This is a genomic window from Hymenobacter fastidiosus, from assembly GCF_039539565.1.
Lineage (GTDB): Bacteria > Bacteroidota > Bacteroidia > Cytophagales > Hymenobacteraceae > Hymenobacter > Hymenobacter fastidiosus.
On record NZ_BAABDJ010000040.1, the window covers coordinates 154,979 to 172,182 of the forward strand.

21 protein-coding genes are annotated in these 17,204 nt (G+C 63.0%); 11 read left to right on the forward strand and 10 right to left on the reverse strand.

Annotation, left to right across the window (positions count from 1 at the left end; translation table 11 throughout):
• Window positions 1–27: 27 nt before the first annotated feature.
• The 3 genes from ABD833_RS18735 to ABD833_RS18745 form a co-directional block, all read right to left on the reverse strand.
• Window positions 28–1,230, reverse strand: coding sequence for a class I SAM-dependent rRNA methyltransferase (locus ABD833_RS18735; protein WP_345075091.1), 1,203 nt, complete (start codon window positions 1,228–1,230; stop codon window positions 28–30).
• 405 nt (window positions 1,231–1,635) lie between these two features.
• Window positions 1,636–2,076 (reverse strand): SRPBCC family protein, encoded by a 441-nt coding sequence (locus ABD833_RS18740; protein ID WP_345075093.1) that lies wholly within the window; start codon window positions 2,074–2,076, stop codon window positions 1,636–1,638.
• Window positions 2,077–2,375: 299 nt separating this feature from the next.
• The gene (locus ABD833_RS18745; RefSeq protein WP_345075095.1) at window positions 2,376–2,558 is read right to left on the reverse strand and encodes a hypothetical protein; all 183 of its coding nucleotides are present in this window, start codon (window positions 2,556–2,558) and stop codon (window positions 2,376–2,378) included.
• 54 nt (window positions 2,559–2,612) lie between these two features.
• Between ABD833_RS18745 and ABD833_RS18750 the strand changes: the two genes are divergently transcribed.
• Window positions 2,613–3,485 (forward strand): hypothetical protein, encoded by an 873-nt coding sequence (locus tag ABD833_RS18750; protein ID WP_345075096.1) that lies wholly within the window; start codon window positions 2,613–2,615, stop codon window positions 3,483–3,485.
• A gap of 216 nt (window positions 3,486–3,701) precedes the next feature.
• On the opposite strand, the gene ABD833_RS18755 is transcribed toward ABD833_RS18750, so the two are convergent.
• From ABD833_RS18755 to ABD833_RS18765, 3 genes are all read right to left on the reverse strand, one after another.
• Complete coding sequence (locus tag ABD833_RS18755) at window positions 3,702–4,199, reverse strand: hypothetical protein (protein ID WP_345075097.1); 498 nt, start codon at window positions 4,197–4,199, stop codon at window positions 3,702–3,704.
• A 15-nt stretch (window positions 4,200–4,214) separates the two neighbouring features.
• A complete protein-coding gene (locus ABD833_RS18760) occupies window positions 4,215–5,372 on the reverse strand; it encodes a porin (RefSeq protein WP_345075098.1) in 1,158 nt (385 codons plus the stop codon).
• 118 nt (window positions 5,373–5,490) lie between these two features.
• Complete coding sequence (locus ABD833_RS18765) at window positions 5,491–5,781, reverse strand: potassium-transporting ATPase subunit C (protein ID WP_345075099.1); 291 nt, start codon at window positions 5,779–5,781, stop codon at window positions 5,491–5,493.
• Window positions 5,782–5,910: 129 nt separating this feature from the next.
• On the opposite strand from ABD833_RS18765, the gene ABD833_RS18770 reads away from it, so the two are divergent.
• Together ABD833_RS18770 and ABD833_RS18775 are read left to right on the forward strand one after the other, a co-directional pair.
• Window positions 5,911–6,576, forward strand: a complete 666-nt coding sequence (locus ABD833_RS18770) for a DUF2461 domain-containing protein (RefSeq protein ID WP_345075100.1) — start codon at window positions 5,911–5,913, stop codon at window positions 6,574–6,576.
• 137 nt (window positions 6,577–6,713) lie between these two features.
• Window positions 6,714–7,343 (forward strand): flavin reductase family protein, encoded by a 630-nt coding sequence (locus ABD833_RS18775; protein WP_345075101.1) that lies wholly within the window; start codon window positions 6,714–6,716, stop codon window positions 7,341–7,343.
• A gap of 238 nt (window positions 7,344–7,581) precedes the next feature.
• Here the strand turns inward: ABD833_RS18775 and ABD833_RS18780 are convergent, their stop codons facing one another.
• Complete coding sequence (locus tag ABD833_RS18780) at window positions 7,582–7,842, reverse strand: 4a-hydroxytetrahydrobiopterin dehydratase (RefSeq protein WP_345075103.1); 261 nt, start codon at window positions 7,840–7,842, stop codon at window positions 7,582–7,584.
• Between the two features lie 168 nt (window positions 7,843–8,010).
• On the opposite strand from ABD833_RS18780, the gene ABD833_RS18785 reads away from it, so the two are divergent.
• The 3 genes from ABD833_RS18785 to ABD833_RS18795 all read left to right on the forward strand — a co-directional run bounded on the left by ABD833_RS18785 (window position 8,011) and on the right by ABD833_RS18795 (window position 9,621).
• Window positions 8,011–8,517 (forward strand): hypothetical protein, encoded by a 507-nt coding sequence (locus ABD833_RS18785; RefSeq protein WP_345075104.1) that lies wholly within the window; start codon window positions 8,011–8,013, stop codon window positions 8,515–8,517.
• Between the two features lie 73 nt (window positions 8,518–8,590).
• The gene (locus ABD833_RS18790; RefSeq protein ID WP_345075106.1) at window positions 8,591–8,818 is read left to right on the forward strand and encodes a hypothetical protein; all 228 of its coding nucleotides are present in this window, start codon (window positions 8,591–8,593) and stop codon (window positions 8,816–8,818) included.
• Between the two features lie 98 nt (window positions 8,819–8,916).
• Window positions 8,917–9,621 carry a metallophosphoesterase family protein gene (locus ABD833_RS18795; protein ID WP_345075108.1) on the forward strand — a complete coding sequence of 235 codons (705 nt, stop codon included), beginning with the start codon at window positions 8,917–8,919 and terminating at the stop codon, window positions 9,619–9,621.
• A gap of 69 nt (window positions 9,622–9,690) precedes the next feature.
• Here ABD833_RS18795 and ABD833_RS18800 read toward each other — a convergent pair whose 3' ends face one another.
• Together ABD833_RS18800 and ABD833_RS18805 are read right to left on the reverse strand one after the other, a co-directional pair.
• Window positions 9,691–10,491: a tetratricopeptide repeat protein gene (locus ABD833_RS18800; protein ID WP_345075110.1), complete on the reverse strand. Its 801-nt coding sequence runs from the start codon at window positions 10,489–10,491 to the stop codon at window positions 9,691–9,693.
• Window positions 10,492–10,558: 67 nt separating this feature from the next.
• The gene (locus ABD833_RS18805) at window positions 10,559–11,119 is read right to left on the reverse strand and encodes a hypothetical protein (RefSeq protein WP_345075112.1); all 561 of its coding nucleotides are present in this window, start codon (window positions 11,117–11,119) and stop codon (window positions 10,559–10,561) included.
• A gap of 166 nt (window positions 11,120–11,285) precedes the next feature.
• Between ABD833_RS18805 and ABD833_RS18810 the strand changes: the two genes are divergently transcribed.
• The 3 genes from ABD833_RS18810 (at window position 11,286) to rpiB (ending at window position 14,162) form a co-directional block, all read left to right on the forward strand.
• Window positions 11,286–12,575: a serine hydroxymethyltransferase gene (locus ABD833_RS18810; RefSeq protein ID WP_345075114.1), complete on the forward strand. Its 1,290-nt coding sequence runs from the start codon at window positions 11,286–11,288 to the stop codon at window positions 12,573–12,575.
• Between the two features lie 113 nt (window positions 12,576–12,688).
• A complete protein-coding gene (gene tatC, locus ABD833_RS18815) occupies window positions 12,689–13,558 on the forward strand; it encodes a twin-arginine translocase subunit TatC (RefSeq protein WP_345075116.1) in 870 nt (289 codons plus the stop codon).
• A gap of 172 nt (window positions 13,559–13,730) precedes the next feature.
• On the forward strand, window positions 13,731–14,162 hold the full coding sequence (gene rpiB, locus ABD833_RS18820) for a ribose 5-phosphate isomerase B (protein ID WP_345075117.1): 432 nt from the start codon (window positions 13,731–13,733) through the stop codon (window positions 14,160–14,162).
• A 73-nt stretch (window positions 14,163–14,235) separates the two neighbouring features.
• On the opposite strand, the gene ABD833_RS18825 is transcribed toward rpiB, so the two are convergent.
• Window positions 14,236–15,648 carry a hypothetical protein gene (locus ABD833_RS18825; protein WP_345075119.1) on the reverse strand — a complete coding sequence of 471 codons (1,413 nt, stop codon included), beginning with the start codon at window positions 15,646–15,648 and terminating at the stop codon, window positions 14,236–14,238.
• A 150-nt stretch (window positions 15,649–15,798) separates the two neighbouring features.
• Here ABD833_RS18825 and ABD833_RS18830 point away from each other — a divergent pair, with 150 nt between their 5' ends.
• Both ABD833_RS18830 and ABD833_RS18835 read left to right on the forward strand, forming a co-directional pair.
• Complete coding sequence (locus ABD833_RS18830) at window positions 15,799–16,230, forward strand: ribosome-binding factor A (protein WP_345075121.1); 432 nt, start codon at window positions 15,799–15,801, stop codon at window positions 16,228–16,230.
• Window positions 16,231–16,326: 96 nt separating this feature from the next.
• Window positions 16,327–17,136, forward strand: coding sequence for a class I SAM-dependent methyltransferase (locus ABD833_RS18835; protein WP_345075123.1), 810 nt, complete (start codon window positions 16,327–16,329; stop codon window positions 17,134–17,136).
• Window positions 17,137–17,204 lie beyond the last annotated feature (68 nt).

Consider the following 17,204-nt stretch of genomic DNA (forward strand, 5'->3'; position numbering starts at 1 on the left):
CTACTAACAGCGGCGAAGGGAAGCGGTTTACTCCACCGCCAGCACCAGCCCTTTCAGGTACGCGCCTTCGGGGTGAAACAAACTCACGGGATGGTCGGCGGGCTGGGTGAGGCGGTGCAGGATGCGGGCCGGGCGGCCCGCTTCGATGGCCGCGGCCAGCACGGCGCCCTCAAACAGCTCGGGCGACACCACCTGGGAGCAGGAGAAGGTGAAGAGCAGTCCGCCGGGGGCAATCTGGCGGATGCCGGCGGCATTCAGGCGCTTGTAGCCCATCAGCGCGTTGTGGCGGGCGGAAAGATGCTTGGCGAAGGCCGGCGGGTCGAGGATGATAAGGTCGTACTGCTCCTGGCTGCCTTTCATGAAGTTGAATACGTCCTGGGCATAGGCTTCGTGGCGGCCGGCGGGAGCCCCGGCTTCCTCGGCCAGCGTAGCGTTGCGCTCGGTCAGCTCGATGGCGCGCTTGGAGCTATCGACGGAGTGCACCAGCTCGGCGCCGGCCTGCAGGGCGTAGGAGCTGAAGCCGCCGGTGTAGCAGAACGTGTTGAGCACCCGCCGGCCCGGGGCGTAGCGGGCCAGCAGCTGGCGGTTGTCGCGCTGGTCGATGAAGAAGCCGGTTTTCTGGCCCGTTTCCCAATCCACGGCGAAGGGCTGGCCGTTTTCGCGGACGATGTGCTCCTGGCCGGTGCTTTCGCCGAACAGGTAGCTGTTCTTGGCGTCGGGGGCGGCTTTGGCGGGCACTGTTTCGGCACTCTTGTCGTAGATGGCGCGGAGCTTATCGCCGAATACGGCCTGCAGGGCGGCGGCAATCTGGGGGCGGGCGTGGTACATGCCCGCGCTGTGGGTCTGCACTACGGCCACGTCGCCGTACACGTCGATGATGAGGCCGGGCACGCCGTCGCCCTCGGCGTGGGCCAGGCGGAACACGTTGGTGTTGCCGTCGCCGGTGAGACCCAGGCTCTGGCGCAGCGCGTAGGCATTCCGGATTTTCGCTTCCCAGAAGGTGGCGTCGGGGGCCGCGGCGTCGGGGCCGAAGGCCAGCATGCGCACGGCAATGGAGCCGGGGGCATAGTGGCCCATGCCCAGCACTTCGCCGTTGGCGGCCTGCACCAGCACTACTTCGCCTTCTGTCACCTCGCCCTGCATCCGGCCGATAGCGCCCGAAAACACCCACGGGTGCAAACGACGCAGGGAATGATCTTTACCGGGTTTGAGGGTGACGATGGCGGTCATGAGCGAGGAAAAGTAAAAGCGGAACACAAAGGTAGACCACGGATTTTTCGGATTCGCCGGATTGGTCGGATTTTGTGGTCGGCCCCGGGTTTTACCTGTTCGCAGCCTTACTCTGCGACTTACTGCTGCGCTTATGTCCTGATGTTACGCAGCGTGAGGTGGGTTGCCGGCTGTGAGAAGTTAGGAGTGGGAAGCCAGGGGTTTAGGGGGCAGTGGGTGGGCACTGGGGCAGGCGGCCATCGTCGAAGCCCGGCAGCTCGGGGCCCGCCACCTGGAGCTGCTCTCCAACTCGCGCCTGACCCCGGCGCTGGCCTTGTACCGCAAGCTAGGATTCCGCGCCGTGCCCGTGCCACCCAGTCCCTACCAGCGCACCGATGTTAAGATGGTCCCCGACCTGTAATCCGCTTAGGTGAACCAGCGCCGGTAGATGGGCTTACGCCAGGCAAACTGCGCCCACATGGCCGGGTACAGCAGCGCATCGAGCAGCGGCGAGGCCGTCCGGAACTCAATAGCGTCCACGATGACGCTGCCGCCGTGCGGGCCGGGCTCGATGAGGTGGCGGTGCCGCCAGTAGCGCAGGGGCGCGGGGGCGGTCTGGGCTTCATCCACGAAGTAGAGCGTGCCGTCGGGCCGCTGGCCGTGGTCGGTAATCAGGCTGGTCCAGCGCTGGTGCAGGGGGCCGGTTATCAGCTCAATTTCCACCCGGTCGCCGGTGCGGCAACCATCGAAGCGGTGCAGCCTGAGCTTGGGGAAGGGCGGGGCCAGGGCCAGAAACAGCTCCCGGGTGAAGCCGGCCAGAACCTGGGCGGGCGGTTGCGCGACGGGCGTGCGGAGGGTGAGGTGCATGAGGAGCGTTTGGACGAAAGCGAAGAGGCTCGTTTGGGAAGGGAAACGGGCTTCAGGGGTGGGTTGTTTTGGGGCGGCATCACCTCACGGACCATGCTTACGCGGCTCGTCTGGTACTCAATACTGGTAAGGGTGCTACCATGACAAAATCGTTTTGGTCAATCAGCTCGAGCAATTCAGGTTTCAGGCGCGCCCAGAAGCACTCCGCCTGGGCGTTGTCGTAGCCGTTGCCCCGCCGGCTCATTCTGCTGGGCGCCATGTTGGGCAAGCCGGTGGCGGAAGCGTCGGGTGAGGTTTGCTCACGGCTGCACCCGCACTTTGGGGTGGCTGGACTTACCGTTCACCACCACCCGCAGGCGCTGGGAGTCCTTCGGCCCGTCGGCCCGCCCGCCAGCCCCGGGTCGGGGCTGGCGGGCGGGTTTTTCATGCTCGGTACGTCGACGAGGACGGTGCCGGGGCACGGGCTTTTTTAACGTAGCCAACTGCTGAACAATCGCGCCAGCCCGGAGCTTTGGAGGAGGTAAACTCTCCTCCCGATGAAGCTCTTAAACGTTGTAAAGCAAACCTACGAACCCGTGCGCGACTTCTGGGAGAGCCGCCGCACCAATCACTTCCTCAGTGGGGTGCTGGTCAGCGTATTCGTGCTGTGCATGGTGGTGGCCCTGCTCAATTACCTCGGCTGGCTGCCGGTGGGCGGCCTGCTGAGCCGGGTGCATTTCCTGCAGGCGGTGGAAATATCGTTTACGCTGCTGCTGTTCTTCGAAATGATCAGCCTGGTGTTCGTCATTCCGCAGTCCATTGCCAACTCCATCGGCAAGCAGATTGAGATTCTGAGCCTGGTGCTGCTGCGCTCGTCGTTCAAGGAATTCTCGCACTACAATTTTCAGCTGCCGCTGCAAAGTCAGCTCGAATCGGTGTACAAAATGGTGTCGGACGGCGTGGGCGCGCTGCTGGTATTTTTGCTGCTCTCCACCTACTACGGCGTGCAGCGCCACCGCGCCATCACCGAGGAGGGCGACCGGCAGGAGTTCGTGGTCCTGAAACAGTTTATCGCCCTGCTGGTGCTGGCCACCTTGCTCGCCCTCTCCGGCCACGACCTGCTGCACATGGTGCGCAGCGGCGTCTGGGTGCAGTCGGTCGACCGGTTCTACCTGATTCTGATTTTTGCCGACCTGTTGTTTATGCTCGTCGCGTTTCGCTACACGCTGCACTACCCCGATATTTTTCGCTATTCGGCCTTCGTGCTGGTCACGGTGTTCATTCGGTTTTCGCTGCTGGCACCGGTGTACTACAATACCCTGCTGAGCTTGTTTTCGGTGCTGTTCGCCATTGCGGTGGTGTATTTCCATAACTTGTTTACCGATGGCCGGTTGGCGTACCTCAACAAAAACCAGCCGCCCGCGAAGTAGCGGACGGGCCTTTTCGTGGGGGGGCGCAACCCCTGAGCGGCCGGGTCTGGTATCCTGCAGGGCAGCGTGAATGCGGCTGTTGTTGGTGTGCGCGTAGCCGCGGGGCAACGCCTGTTGGGCTGCCTTATTCCACTGCCGGAGCTACCGACGTACGCCTTGTGGCGCTGGCCAGGTTATGCTTCACTTCACCAGCATCCTTAGCGCTGCCAAACTGCTTTACGGTATTGCGGCCCTTGGTGGTGTGCGTCGCCCTTGGGCCTGACTGCTGGTTTCCCGCATTCGCTTTATCCTGGAGGCGCTTCCCGGCCGATGTTCTGCTAAAAGATACCCGTTGCCTTGCGTCCTGATGCCGTCCGCCGCCCCTGTGTTTGCGCCGCCCCACGCGCTGCTCCGGCAATGCGCCGGCGGTGGTGGCCCAGCGGGTGGGCCTTGGGCATATGCCCGGCCTTTGTAGAACAGCGTTTTGCGCGGGACCTGGGGCAGCTTCCGGGGCTGGACCACGGTGCCGGGGCGGCCGTGGGTTTCCCCGTAGCCCAGCACCACGTCCACGGCGTGGGCGCGCAGGTCCCGGGCTTCGAGCAGCATGCGGGAGGTTTTGCCCCCGCCGGCCGCCAGCCCGATGTAGACTCTCAGCCGCCCGCGCCGCCGCTCCTGCACCAGGCGCAGAAACCGTTCGGCCGACTGGTCGCGCAGCGGGTTGTCGGCGGGCGTCATGGGAAGGCGGAGGCGTTAAAACGAAATGGCAATGCTCGACGTCACGTTGCCGTAACTGTCGGAGGGCTGGCCGTCTTTGTGCTGGAAGACCTTCTCCTTAGCGTTGAGCACCCGGCCCTCCACCCGAAACAGCACGTTGCCGGAGGGGGCATAGTCGAGGCCGAGCGAGCCGCCCCGCACGAACGAGTCGGGGGTGCCCACGGTGGGCGCGTACGAGCTGATGATGACGCCGCGCTCCGCTTTGTAGTACTCGCCGCGCAGGGCGGTGGTCCACTGGTCGGCCAGCTTGTAGCGCACGAAAGCCGCGCCGGTGTGCCAGGTGTCGTATTTTTCGCCGTTGTCGCCGGCCAGCCGGGCGGCCTGCTGCTTGCCCACGTCAAACACCAGGGCCAGGCTCAGCCGGTCGGTGGCCGCGTAGCTGACGTAGAAATCGTGGAAGTAGCGGCGGCGGCGCACCGAGTCGGTGGGCTGCTCGTTGCCGTAAAACGTGCTGCTGTTGATGAGCAGCCTGGCGGTGGGCTTCCACTGAATTTGGGTGGCCAGGGCTTTGGCCTGGTTGTATTCGCGCATGTTCTGCCAGCCGTTCAGCACCAGGCCGGTCAGCGTCAGCTTGGGGTCTAACTCGTAGGTGAAGCGGGCCCCGGACTCATAGTAGGGCGAGTTCTCCGCCATGATGGAGCGGGTCAGCGTCCAGTTATCTTTCGAGATGGCCGACTCAAACCCGATGTGCGAACCGAAAACGCCCACGTCGAGCCAGGCTTTTTCCAATGGCCGGAAGCCGGCGTAGGCTTCGTAGAGGTGCTTGAATACCTGGTCCTCGGCCGCGTAGTTGGCGCTGACGTAGGAACCGGCGTGGATGCCGAAGGCCCCGCGCACCTTACCGTCGTCGTAGCGCAGGCCCAGTAGGCCCTGGTTCACGGTAAACTCGTTCTGGCGGGCGTGCGAATACAGAAAACCGGGGCGGTTCTGGGTGTCGTTATTCTTAAAATCGTAGCCGTAGTAGCTGTCCACAAAGCCGTAAAAAGTCAGGACCTGCTGGATGGGCTTACCGACAACTGTATCAACGAAATCGTAAGGCCGACGAGTTTTGGTAGTGTCAGAAGTTTGGGCTGGGGCGGTACTTGCGGTTATGGTGCCCAATAGGGTTAGCGTAAGGAGCAAAATAGATTTCATGGGTAGGGACGCGCTCCGAAAAATCCGGTTGGGCGCTTAAAAAGAAGTTGAAAAAACGAATTCCAGGGCTCAAACGTTGCTCGAAGCAACGGAATAAACGCCGGAGAAAAAGGCCGGCCTACCGGCCGCTCATCGCATCCAGGGCCGGGTTCAGGCGCAGCACGTTCACCCGGTCGGGGGCCAGCAGGCCGTGCTTGGTCGGGGCCGCCACCAGGGCCTGTACTTTGGCGGCGTCAAGGTTGCGCGCCCGGGCCACGCGGGCCACCTGCCCGGCCGCACCGGCGGGTGAGAGGTGCGGGTCGAGGCCTGGGAAAAGGGCGGCAGCGCCGTGCCGGCCTACACTTCGGGCCGCAACGGCAGCCAGTTCCTGCTCCAGCTTCCCACCACCGCGCCCGGGCGGTAAGCGCATTTGCGGCGGCCGGATCGGCAGAAGCCTGAAGCGCTGGTGGAATCAAGGTACCGGTAGCCCCACCCGGGTGCCCCGCGGCGGCGGTGGTTTGCCCGGCAGTAGCGTACTTGCCGGCTTAAGCCGCCCCCGATGCTTCAGTCTGCCACGCTCACCTTTCTGACCGGCCTCCGGGCCAACAACTCCAGGCCCTGGTTCGACGCCCAGCGCCCGGCTTACGCGGCCGCTAAAGCCGATTTCCTGGCGCTGGTGACGGACGTCCTCACCGACGTGCAGGCGGCGGACCCGGCTGTTGCCCAATCGAACCTGCAGCCCCAAAAGTGCGTGTTCCGCATCAACCGCGACGTGCGGTTTTCGGCCGATAAGTCGCCCTACAAATCCAACTTCGGGGCCTGGTTCAACGCCGGGGGTAAAGGCGCGCCCACGGCCGGCTACTACCTGAACCTGGAGCCGGGCGGCTCCTTCGTGGCCGGCGGGCTGTATATGCCTGACGCTCCCGCGCTGGCCGCCATCCGCCAGGAAATTGACTACGACCTGCCCGCTTTTGAGCGGCTGCTGGCCGGGCCGGAATTCTGCCGGCACTTCAACGGGCTGAGCGCTGACCATACCCTGAAACGGCCGCCGAAGGGCTACGACGCTGCCAATCCGGCCTTGCCCTACCTCAGGCTAAAGAGCTTCACCGCCGCCCACCCGCTTACCGACGCCGACGTGCTGGCGCCGGATCTGCGCCCGCGCCTGGCGGCAGCCTGCCGCGGCTTACAGCCCCTGATAGAGTTCCTGAACCGCGGCCTGGACTAGCTTCAGATACCATCGGCCGTAGTCCTCGGGCAGGCCGGTCTGACCAGCGCCGGCCGAACAATAAACCCCGGCGGAGGCTGAACATTTCCGGCAGCGCGCGGTCCTTGTCCCGCTACCCTTCCTTTTTCTGCTTCCCTATGCGCCATATTACCGCCGCCGATATTAAGAGCTTCGAGCGGATCTACCGCCTCAACCTCGTCAACGGCCTGCCCGGCTTCAAACCGGCTAACCTGATCGGTACGGCCGCCCCGGACGGGGCCACCAACCTGGCCGTGTTCAGCTCGGCCCTGCACCTGGGCTCCGACCCGCCCCTGCTCGGCCTCGTAACGCGGCCGACCACCGTTCCCCGCCACACCTATCAGAACCTGAAAGCCAGCGGCTGCTACACCCTCAACCACGTACCCCTGGCCCGGGCGGCGGCAGCCCACTACACCTCCGCCGACTTTGCCCCCGACATCTCGGAGTTTGACGAATGCGGCTTCACGGCCGTTTACCGCGACGGATTCCCGGCTCCCTACGTGGCCGAAAGTCCGGTGAGCATCGGGCTGCGGCTGCACGAGGAACTGGCCATTTCCAACGGTACGGTACTGCTGGTAGGCACCGTAGAACACGTATACCTGCGTGAAGAAGGCTTGCGCGCCGACGGCACCCTGGACCTGGCCGCTCTCGGCGAGGCCTGCATTTCCGGTCTTGATGGCTACCACGGAGTTCTGCCGCCGGTACGCTTCGCCTACGCCCGGCCGGGCCAGCCTCCCGTAGCGGAGTAAGCAATCAGGAGCTTAACGATGCGACTGGTGGAGGTCTGAAGCCGCCGGCGCGACTTCCAGCCGGACGTCCGGGGCAAGTCTGCTGACTTGCGGGAAAGGAGCTGCCCCACGCGGCGGTTGTCAGTCGGGAGACTGACCGCGTGTTTGCGGCTGGAAGTCGCGCCGCCGCTGGCGGCTTCAGACTTCCGCCAGCCAGGCGGCTTCAGGCTTCCGCCAGCCAGATTGGCCCACGGTTGAATCAGACGTTGGGGGTGGTCTCCGGAAACCGTGCGGCTACGGTATCAATGGCGTCTGCCAGCTGCTGGTCGCGCCGGGTCACGGTATTGCCCGCATCGTGGGTACGGAGGCGAAATTCGACGGTATTGTACTCATTGGCCCACCACGGATGGTGGTCGAGACGCTCGGCTTCGGCGGCTACGGCCGTCATGAAGGCGAAGGCCGTCCGGAAATCCGGGAACCGAAAGGTTCGGCACAGGGCGTTTTGTTGTTCAGTCCACATTATAAGGGCGTAGTCAAGGTGGGAAAAGAAGCCCCCGCTATTTGCGGCCGGGCAGAGCCCCATAAGCAGAAGAAGCAAACAAGCCGGGGGCTAAGCTAAACCCAAAATCCCAAACCGGAGTACACCTCCTTACCCGCCCTCCACATTCACCCCTAACTTTTCCGCCCTATGGCCATTGACCCTAATAATCGTCCCGTCCGCGTCATCAACGACGACACGACCGACCAGGAGCTGGCGGCCGGCCACATCATTCCCGGAGCTAATCCACCCAAGAATGAGGCGGCCCGCGGGGGCTTCGGCAACCGCGACGGCAAGGAAGGCTTCGGCACCGACAGCGGGGCCGGCAGCACGGCCGTATCGGTGAATGAGGATACCGACCGTGCCGGGCGCAACGCCGACAACATCCGCACCGTCGACGAAGGAGCCGACCAGCGCTCCAACCAGGATATGCCCATCGATGACGACCTGGATGCCCCCCAAGTCTCCCGGCGCGTAGACGTGCGGGATGCTGACGATGAGCGGGCCGGCCGGGACGAAATGCGCAACCCTGACTCGCGGGTCGGCATGGGCCAGATGGAGCAGGTGCAGCCCGACCCGTCGAAGGTCGGGGCCAACACCCAAACCAATGCCGAGCTGACCGACCCCAACGCCCAGGATTCCGCTATCGACCAATAGCTTTTTTTACCGGGCCGACCGGCGCATTGGCGGCCGGCCCGGTTTTTAGTTTCATCTCTTAACGCCAGGTATCATGTCCAGCAAGAGCAATCAGCAATCCAAAGAGCACCACGGTGACCCGGCCGGCCAGGGCCAGTCCAAGGGCGACCCGACCAGCACCCCGGTAAACCTCGACGCCGAAACCAAGCGGCTGACCGAAGAGTACACCCAAGATGGGGTGGACGAGATTCCGCCGACGCTGGTCAACAACCCCAACCGCAACACCGACAAGACCGACCTCGACAACACGCCCTACACCTAGGCGCCGGGTCCTGAGCCTGCCTACAATGCCTCTGCCCGACCCGCAGGGGCTTTTTTTGTGCCCCTTGCCGCCATTCCTCCCGCTTTCCCTGCCCGCCAATGGCCCGCTACGTGACTACTGACCTGCACGGCTGCCTGCACACCCTACGCCACACCCTGGAACACGTGCTTCCCCTGAAGCCCCAGGACGAGCTTTACGTACTGGGTGACTATGTGAACAAGGGCCCCGACAGCCGTGGTGTGCTCGACTATCTGATGCAGCTTCCCGGGCGCGGCTATCAGGTGTGGTGTCTGCGCGGCAACCACGACCAGGAGCTGCTCGACGCCGCCCGGGGCCGCACCGAGGGGCTGTGGGCCGCCGCCGCCGACCGCCGGCTTACCCTGCGCAGCTTCGGCGTAAACCACGCCACTGGTATTGCGGAGCCCTACCTCCAATGGCTCGAAGCGCTGCCCTACCAGCTGGATATTCCCGGCTTCACCCTCGTCCACGCCGGGTTCGACTTCCGGCAACCCGCCAACGAAATGCGCACCGATCCGCACACCATGATGAATATCAAGCAGTTTGCCTTCGATGCCTCCCGGCTGCAGGGCCGCCGGCTGCTGCACGGGCACGTCCCCACGCCGACGGTGCTGGTACGGCAAAATGTGCGCAACAAAGCCGGCTGCATCGGGCTCGATACCGGCTGCGTGTACCGCCACAACCCTGAGCTGGCCCACCTGGCGGTGCTGGAGCTGGATTCGGGTAGGCTTATCCTCCAGCCAAACCGGGAGCCCGCCTATCCTATAGCGCGCCGACCAGAGTGAGCTGATGAGTTTGCTGATCCTTTTGCGCATCAGGCGCCGACCGGACATCAGATCCACCAGGTCAGTACTTTAAAGCGAGTCCGGGTTATGAATCACTTTGGCATCCAATACCTGCCGGGCCGGCTTGCGATAGGGATTAATAGAGTCGGAGGCTACTTCCCGCAGGGCAGCCCGGGCCTCGGGCAGCTGATTGGCCATCCAGTAGGCCATGCCCAGGTGGTAGCGGGCCCTGATGGCCAGGGCCGACCCGGGCAGCTGGCTCACGCGCTTCAGGTAAGACCGGGCCGCCGCCGCCTGCTGCTGGCGCAGCAGGAATACCCCGTTGTAGTACAGCACCGTGTCCTGGCCTACGTTGTCGGTGGGCACCCGCCGCAGCGCGTGCAAAGCGGCCGGATAGTGCCCCGCGCGGTACTGCTGCATAGCCTCGGCCAGCAGGGGCCGGTGGCTGGCCAGCGAGGCCGACGCCGGCAGGCCCGGGTCCGGCACGTAGTACTTAATCCAATTATGCTGCGGGGTACGGGTGGGCGTGCGCAGGGCCAGCCATACGCCCGCGGCGACCAGAATAATGCCGGCCACCACGAAAATCCAGCGCCGCTGCTGCCGTCGCTGCCGCCGCCGCATCCGGGTCAGCGCTTCCTGACGCTGGTCCAGGCGCATATCGAGTCCCTGCAAACGGTGCCGCAAAGTTTCATGACCGGCTACCCAGCGCAGGTCCGAAGTAATCTGCTCGTACAGCTCATAAGCCTGCTGCAAGCCCGGGTCGCGCTCCAGCCGCAGCTCAAAAGCCTCCTGCTCAATGGGCGTCATCTGGCCATCGTCGAAACGCTCCAGCTCGTCCAGGTAAGGGCGCAGGTCAACAATGGGCGTCATAAAAGAGAGCAGCGGGTGAGCACGAAGGGAAAGCAGCAGAACAACAACGGGGCTAAACTACGCAGAATCAGTTAGCCAACGAGGAAGCGCCGGCCGCATCAGCGGCGGCCCCCTGGTCGCGGGTCATGATTTCGTAGAGCTTGCGCAGGCAGGTGGCCTTCTGCAGCCGGGCTACGTTGGCGTTGGCGTAGCCCATCTTGCCGGCCACCTTATCGAAGCTTAAAGCCTTGAAATAGAAATACATGAGCAGCAGCTGACTGTCGGAGCCCAGCAGGCGAAACAGGCGCAGCATCCGCTGGCGGCGGCTGGCTTCCACTGCCGGCAGCTCCTGGGTACCGGTGCTGGCCCGCGACGCCGCTTCCACGCGTTCCTGCGCCATGCCGTAGAGGTGGTTACGCACGTCGGCGGGCATTTTGGTCAGGCGGCCGTCGGCTACCTGGTCGTAGAAATCAACCAGCACCGTGCGCAGCAGCTCGTGGGCCGGGCCCGTCTCCAGCTGGTGCTGCCGACGGGCCCAGCGGGCGAAATGGTCGCGGTTGTCCTGGTAGAAATTAATCAGAAACGACTGGTCACCGACACGCATCTGCGTCAGGATTGCGGCAAGCGGCTGGTTGGCGACGGCGGACATAAGGGCAAAGACTAGGCGGACCCGGACAACTGCGCCCGGCGGCGGAACAAGATAAGGCAGAACCAGCACACTCCGGTGCGTTCCCTGATTCGGCGGCAACGGGCCGACGCGGAACCCGCGGCGGCGTAAGTTGGTAGTTCCCCACCCCCGCCGTACTTTTGACCTTATGGAAACCCGCACCGCAATTGCCCAGGACACGGTCCTGTTCGACCTCATCCGTCAGGAAAAAGAGCGTCAGACCCACGGTATTGAGCTTATCGCCTCCGAAAACTACGTTTCGGAGCAAGTGATGCGGGCCCAGGGCTCCATCCTGACCAACAAGTACGCCGAGGGCCTGCCCGGCAAGCGCTACTATGGGGGCTGCGAAATAGTGGATCAGGTGGAGCAGCTGGCCATCGACCGGGCCAAGGAGTTGTTCGGGGCCGCCTGGGTGAACGTGCAGCCCCACTCCGGTGCCCAGGCCAACGCCGCCGTGATGCTGGCGGTGCTGAACCCCGGCGACAAAATCCTGGGCTTCGACCTGAGCCACGGCGGCCACCTCACCCACGGCTCGCCGGTAAACTTCTCGGGGAAGCTCTACAAGCCCAGCTTCTACGGCGTGGAGCCCGAAACCGGCCTGATCGACTGGACCAAAATCAAGGAAATTGCCCGCCGCGAACAGCCCAAGCTGATCATCTGCGGGGCTTCGGCTTATTCCCGCGACTGGGACTACAAAACGCTGCGCGAAGCTGCCGATGAGGTAGGCGCCCTGCTGCTGGCCGATATTTCCCACCCTTCCGGCCTCATTGCCAAAGGGTTGCTCAACAATCCGTTCGAGCACTGCCACATCGTAACGACGACGACCCACAAAACCCTGCGCGGCCCCCGCGGCGGGCTGATTATGCTGGGTAAGGACTTCGAGAATCCCTTCGGTCTGAAGACGCCGAAAGGCGAAATCCGGATGATGTCGGCCCTGCTGGACTCGGGCGTGTTTCCGGGCACCCAGGGCGGACCGCTGGAACACGTTATCGGGGCCAAGGCCGTAGCCTTCGGCGAATGTCTGAGCGACGCCTACACCGACTACACCCACCAGGTGATCAGGAATGCCCAGGCCCTGGCCGGCGCTTTCGTAGAGCACGGCTACCAGATTATTTCGGGCGGCACCGACAACCATTTGATGCTCATCGACCTGCGCAGCAAAGGCCTCACGGGCAAGCTGGCCGAAAATACCCTGGTCAAAGCCGACATTACCATCAACAAGAACATGGTGCCGTTCGACGACAAGTCGCCCTTCGTGACGTCGGGCATGCGCATCGGCGCGGCGGCCGTGACTACCCGCGGCCTGCGCGAAACCGACATGGTCCGCATCGTGGGCTTCATCGACGACGTGCTGACGCACCACGCCGACGAGGCCCATATCCTGCGGGTGCGTGGGCAGGTGAACGAGTGGATGCGGCAGTATCCGCTCTTCGCGTAGCGAAGCAACCGGGCAGCTGACCGACGGCGGGAATTCCGGCCCCAACATCCTTGCGGGCGTTCTTATCGTTAGTGCTCCTTTCGCTTCCTCCTTCCAGTTACTTTCCCTTCTCCGTGGATCAACACCAGCTTTCGCCCGACGCCAACGTGGGTGAACCACACGAAATGTCGTTTATCGACCATCTGGAGGCCCTGCGATGGCATATCATCCGCTCGGCCATCTCGATTGTCATTTTTGCCACCGCCGCTTTCTTCGCCAAAGACTTCCTGTTTCACGACCTGATTCTGGGCCCTTCGCGCAACGATTTCTGGACCTACCGCATGTTCTGCAACTTTGGCAACTGGGTAGGGGCCCCGAGCCTGTGTATGGACAAGGTCGGCTTCATCATCCAGAACCGGCAGATGAGCGGGCAGCTGACCATGCACATCAGCACCTCGTTTATCGTGGGGCTGGTGCTGGCGTTTCCGTACACCTTCTGGGAGCTGTGGCGCTTCATCAAGCCCGGTCTGTATCCGCACGAGCAGCAGAATTCCCAGGGCGCGGTGTTTTTCGTGTCGGTGCTGTTTGCCCTGGGGCTGCTGTTCGGCTACTACATTGCCGCGCCGCTGAGTATCAACTTCCTGGCGTCGTATACCGTCGATCCGACCATCGAAAACCAGATTGACCTGCAGAGCTACCTGAGCACGCTCACCACAATGTCGGTTTCCACGGCCTTCGTGTTTGAGCTGCCCATGATTGTGTTCTTCCTGGCCAAAGCCGGCCTGATCACGCCCGAAATCATGCGGCTCTACCGCAAGCACGCCATTGTGGTCATCCTCATCATTGCCGCCGTCATCACGCCCCCCGATATTTCGGCCCAGATCATCGTCACCATCCCGATTATGATTCTTTACGAGCTGAGCATCAACATTGCCCGCGTGGTAAGCCGCAACCGCACCCAGCGCCTCAACGCCGAGCTGGCCGCGAACAACGGAGTGTCTTAATGTGCTGATGTGTTTTTAATGTGGAAATGTGTTTTTAATGTGCTGATGTGGAAATGTGCTGATGTGCTTCTACCTCCGCGCACTTCCACATCGGCACATTAGCACATTCCCACATTTCCACATCAGCACATTAATCCACATTAGCACATTAAGACACATCAGCACATTAAACATGAAGACCATTGCCATCGGCTCCGACCATGCCGGCTTCGAGTATAAGCAGATGCTGGTTCAGTGGCTACGAGACAGCGGCTACGAGGTCCGCGACTTCGGCACCGATTCTTCTGCCTCCGTCGATTACCCTGACTTCGTCCATCCGCTGGCCACGGCCATTACCGGCGGCGAGCTGGAGCGCGGCATTCTGGTGTGCGGTTCGGCTAATGGGGTGTGTATCACGGCCAACAAGCACCAAGGTATCCGGGCCGCCATTGCCTGGGAGCCCGAGCTGGCCGAGCTGGCCCGGCAGCACAACGATGCCAATATCATCTGCCTTCCGGCCCGCTTCGTGAGCGCAGAAGCCGCGCGCACCATTGTGACGCAGTTTCTGGACACCGCCTTCGAAGGTGGCCGCCACCAGAACCGGGTGAACAAGATTGACTGCTAGCAGTGAAATGGTGCAGTGGTGAGTTGTCGTTCTAATATTTTGAACGACAACTCACCACTGCACCATTTCACTGTTACCGCCACCGGTACACGTTGGGCAGGCTGGTGGGCTGGTAGCGGCCGAATACTCTCGGCACTTTATATTGGAGCTCCCGCATCAGCCGGGCATCGTCGATGATGTATTCCGGGGGCTGCCGGGCGAAGTTCTGCGCCACCCGGAAAACGGCGGCGTACTCATTCAGGTGTCCGAAATCAACCTGCGACAGCTGCCAGTCGAGGTAGGGCGTAGCCAGGGGCGCCTGCATGTACGGGCGCCGGTCGGGACCCAGAACCAGCACGCTGCGGCCCTGCAGGGCGGCGTACGCCGGATTGGGCTGCCCGGCGTAGCTCTGCTCCGCCGGGATGGGCACAGCTTTTTCCAGGCCCAGCACCATCCGGTAGCGCACCCCTACCACGAGGCCCAGCAGCAGCAGCAGCACGACTTCCGGAATCCAGGCGTGCCGGGTTTTCTGCCACAGAAACAGGCTGAAATAAGTAAGTGGCGGCAGGGCCAGCACAAACGTACCCGGAGCCGTACCCCGGCCCGCCGCGGCCATGGCCACGGCCACCAGCAGCCAGATCAGCATCAGCTGCTGGAACTTGATCTGGAATACCAGCCCCAGCGACGTAGTAAACGAGCGGCCCAGGGCCACCAGCAGCACGAGGCCCGGAATCAGCAGCAGCCGCAGCTGCACGAACAGCGGCAGGCCATCGGCTCCCGCCACCAGCCCGCTCAGCGTGGGCCGCAGATGAAACTGGGCAAACCCGGGCAGCGAATCGGTATACAGAAAGTAGGTGGCCGCAACGGCGTAGGGAAACAGAAACCCGCATACCAGCAGCAGGAAGCTGCGAAACGAGTTGGCCGCGAAGATGATAACGGCAAACAGCCCCACCAGTAGAAACAGCGCCAGCGGCAGGTAGCACAGCGCGGCTACCCCAATCAGGAAGCCCGCCCGGAACAGGCGGCGGTTGTCGTAGCCCTCCCGGGAAGTGGGCAGCAGGGCGCTCAGGCCCGCGATGATGAACGTGTGCCCGAGCAGCAGGGGGGAAAGCGTGTCGAGGTCGGCCGTGAAGCTAGCCAGCACCAGGTAGGTCAGGGCGGCCACAAAGCCGCGCTCCGGGTGCACGTCGGCCCGGTTAAGCACCAGGTTGAGGCGCAGGGCCTGAAACAGCAGCAGCGCCAGCGCCAGCACGCGGTACAGCCAGAGTGGGCGGCTCAGCAGGGAATCGAGCGCCCCGAAGAGCAGGGCGGCCAGCGGGGCCGTGCTGTCGTAGAGGGTGCGGTAGAGCTGAGCCCCTTCGTGCAGCCGCTCCCCTACCAGCAGGGCCCGCAGCTCGGCGGCCGTGAGAGGCACCCCCAGCCAGAGCAGCGGCAGGCGCACGGTCAGAATCAGCAGCACCAGCAGCACCAGACGCGAGGGAAGCGGACTTTTAAAGAAACGCAGCAAAGCGGAAACGGGGGTTGAAAAGCAGGGAAGAAAGCGGGGTAAAGGTACTGGCATCCGGCGAAGCACCGCGGCCGGTTCGGACCAGCAACAATCTAAGTCCCTAAGAACCTAAGCGGCCAAGCTGCCAACTTCCTATCTTTGCCAGTTCTTATGGAAAGTAAACGACAGCAAAAGTTTGCCAGCCTCCTGCAACAGGATCTGGCCGCCGTATTTCAGCGCGACCTGCCCCACCTGTTTCCCGGCCTGCCCCCCGGCATCAGCACCGTGCGCATCTCCCCCGACTTGGGCGTGGCCCGCATCTACCTGAGCGCTCTGCTCGCCGGCAGCGGCGAAGGATTGTTGGCCAACGTGCAGGACAACAGCAAAGCCATCCGTCAGGCCCTGGCCAGGCGCATCCGCAAGCAGGTGCGCATCATCCCCGAGCTGGTGTTCTTCCTCGACGATAGCGCCCAGTACGCCGCCCACATGGACGCCGTGCTCGGCACGCTGCACATTCCGGCCGAAACGCCCGAGGCCACCGACGAGCCCGCCGCCGACAAGGCCCCCCAGCGCCCCAAGCTGTTCGCCGACGAAGACGAGTAAAGGGGAAGTTGTGAGCTGGTGAATTTGTGAGTTTTTCCGACTCCAATCCCCGGTTTCCTACCGCTTCACAATTTCACAATTTCACTAGCTCACCACTTGTATTACGACCCGATTAAGAAGTCTCTGGGCGAGGTATTCAACCGTACCCCACTGTTGCGTCGCCTGTTCTACTTCCTGCTCGACCTGCTGCTGCTGCGCACCTGGCACGTCCACCGGGAGCTGCGCCAGTGGTCCGCCGGCCGCTTCGATGAATCGCTGACCATTCTGGATGCCGGCTCCGGCTACGGCCAGTACACCTACTGGATGAGCGGCTTGAGCAAGAAATGGCAGACCCTGGCCGTCGACGTGAAAGACGAGCAGATTGCCGATTCCAACCATTTCTTCCGCCAGATCGGGCGTACCAACGTGCAGTTCGCCGTCCAGGACCTCGTGCTCTACCAGGAGCCCAACACCTTCGACCTGGCGTTGTCGGTCGACGTGATGGAGCACATTCTGGAAGACGTGGAAGTGTTCCGCAACATCCACACCTCGCTCAAGGACGGCGGTATGCTGCTCATCTCCACGCCTTCCGACCAGGGCGGCTCCGACGTGCATTCCGACGGCGAAACCAGCTTCATTGAGGAGCACGTGCGCGACGGCTACAACATCCACGAGATTCAGCAAAAGCTGCGCACGGCCGGCTTCGAGCGGATTGAGGCCCAGTACAGCTACGGCGAACCGGGCCAGATTTCGTGGCGGCTGAGCATGAAATATCCCATTCTGATGCTGGGGGCCTCGAAGTGGTTTTTCCTGCTGCTGCCCTTCTACTACCTAGTCACCTTCCCGTTCTGCCTGCTGCTGAACTGGATGGATTCGACGACCCGGCACGATTCGGGCACCGGCCTGATCGTGAAAGCCTGGAAGTAAGCACGACTTTTTGAGCCTGGAACCGTATCTTGCTCCGGTGTTGTGCCCCCTGCGTTTTTCACCTTTTC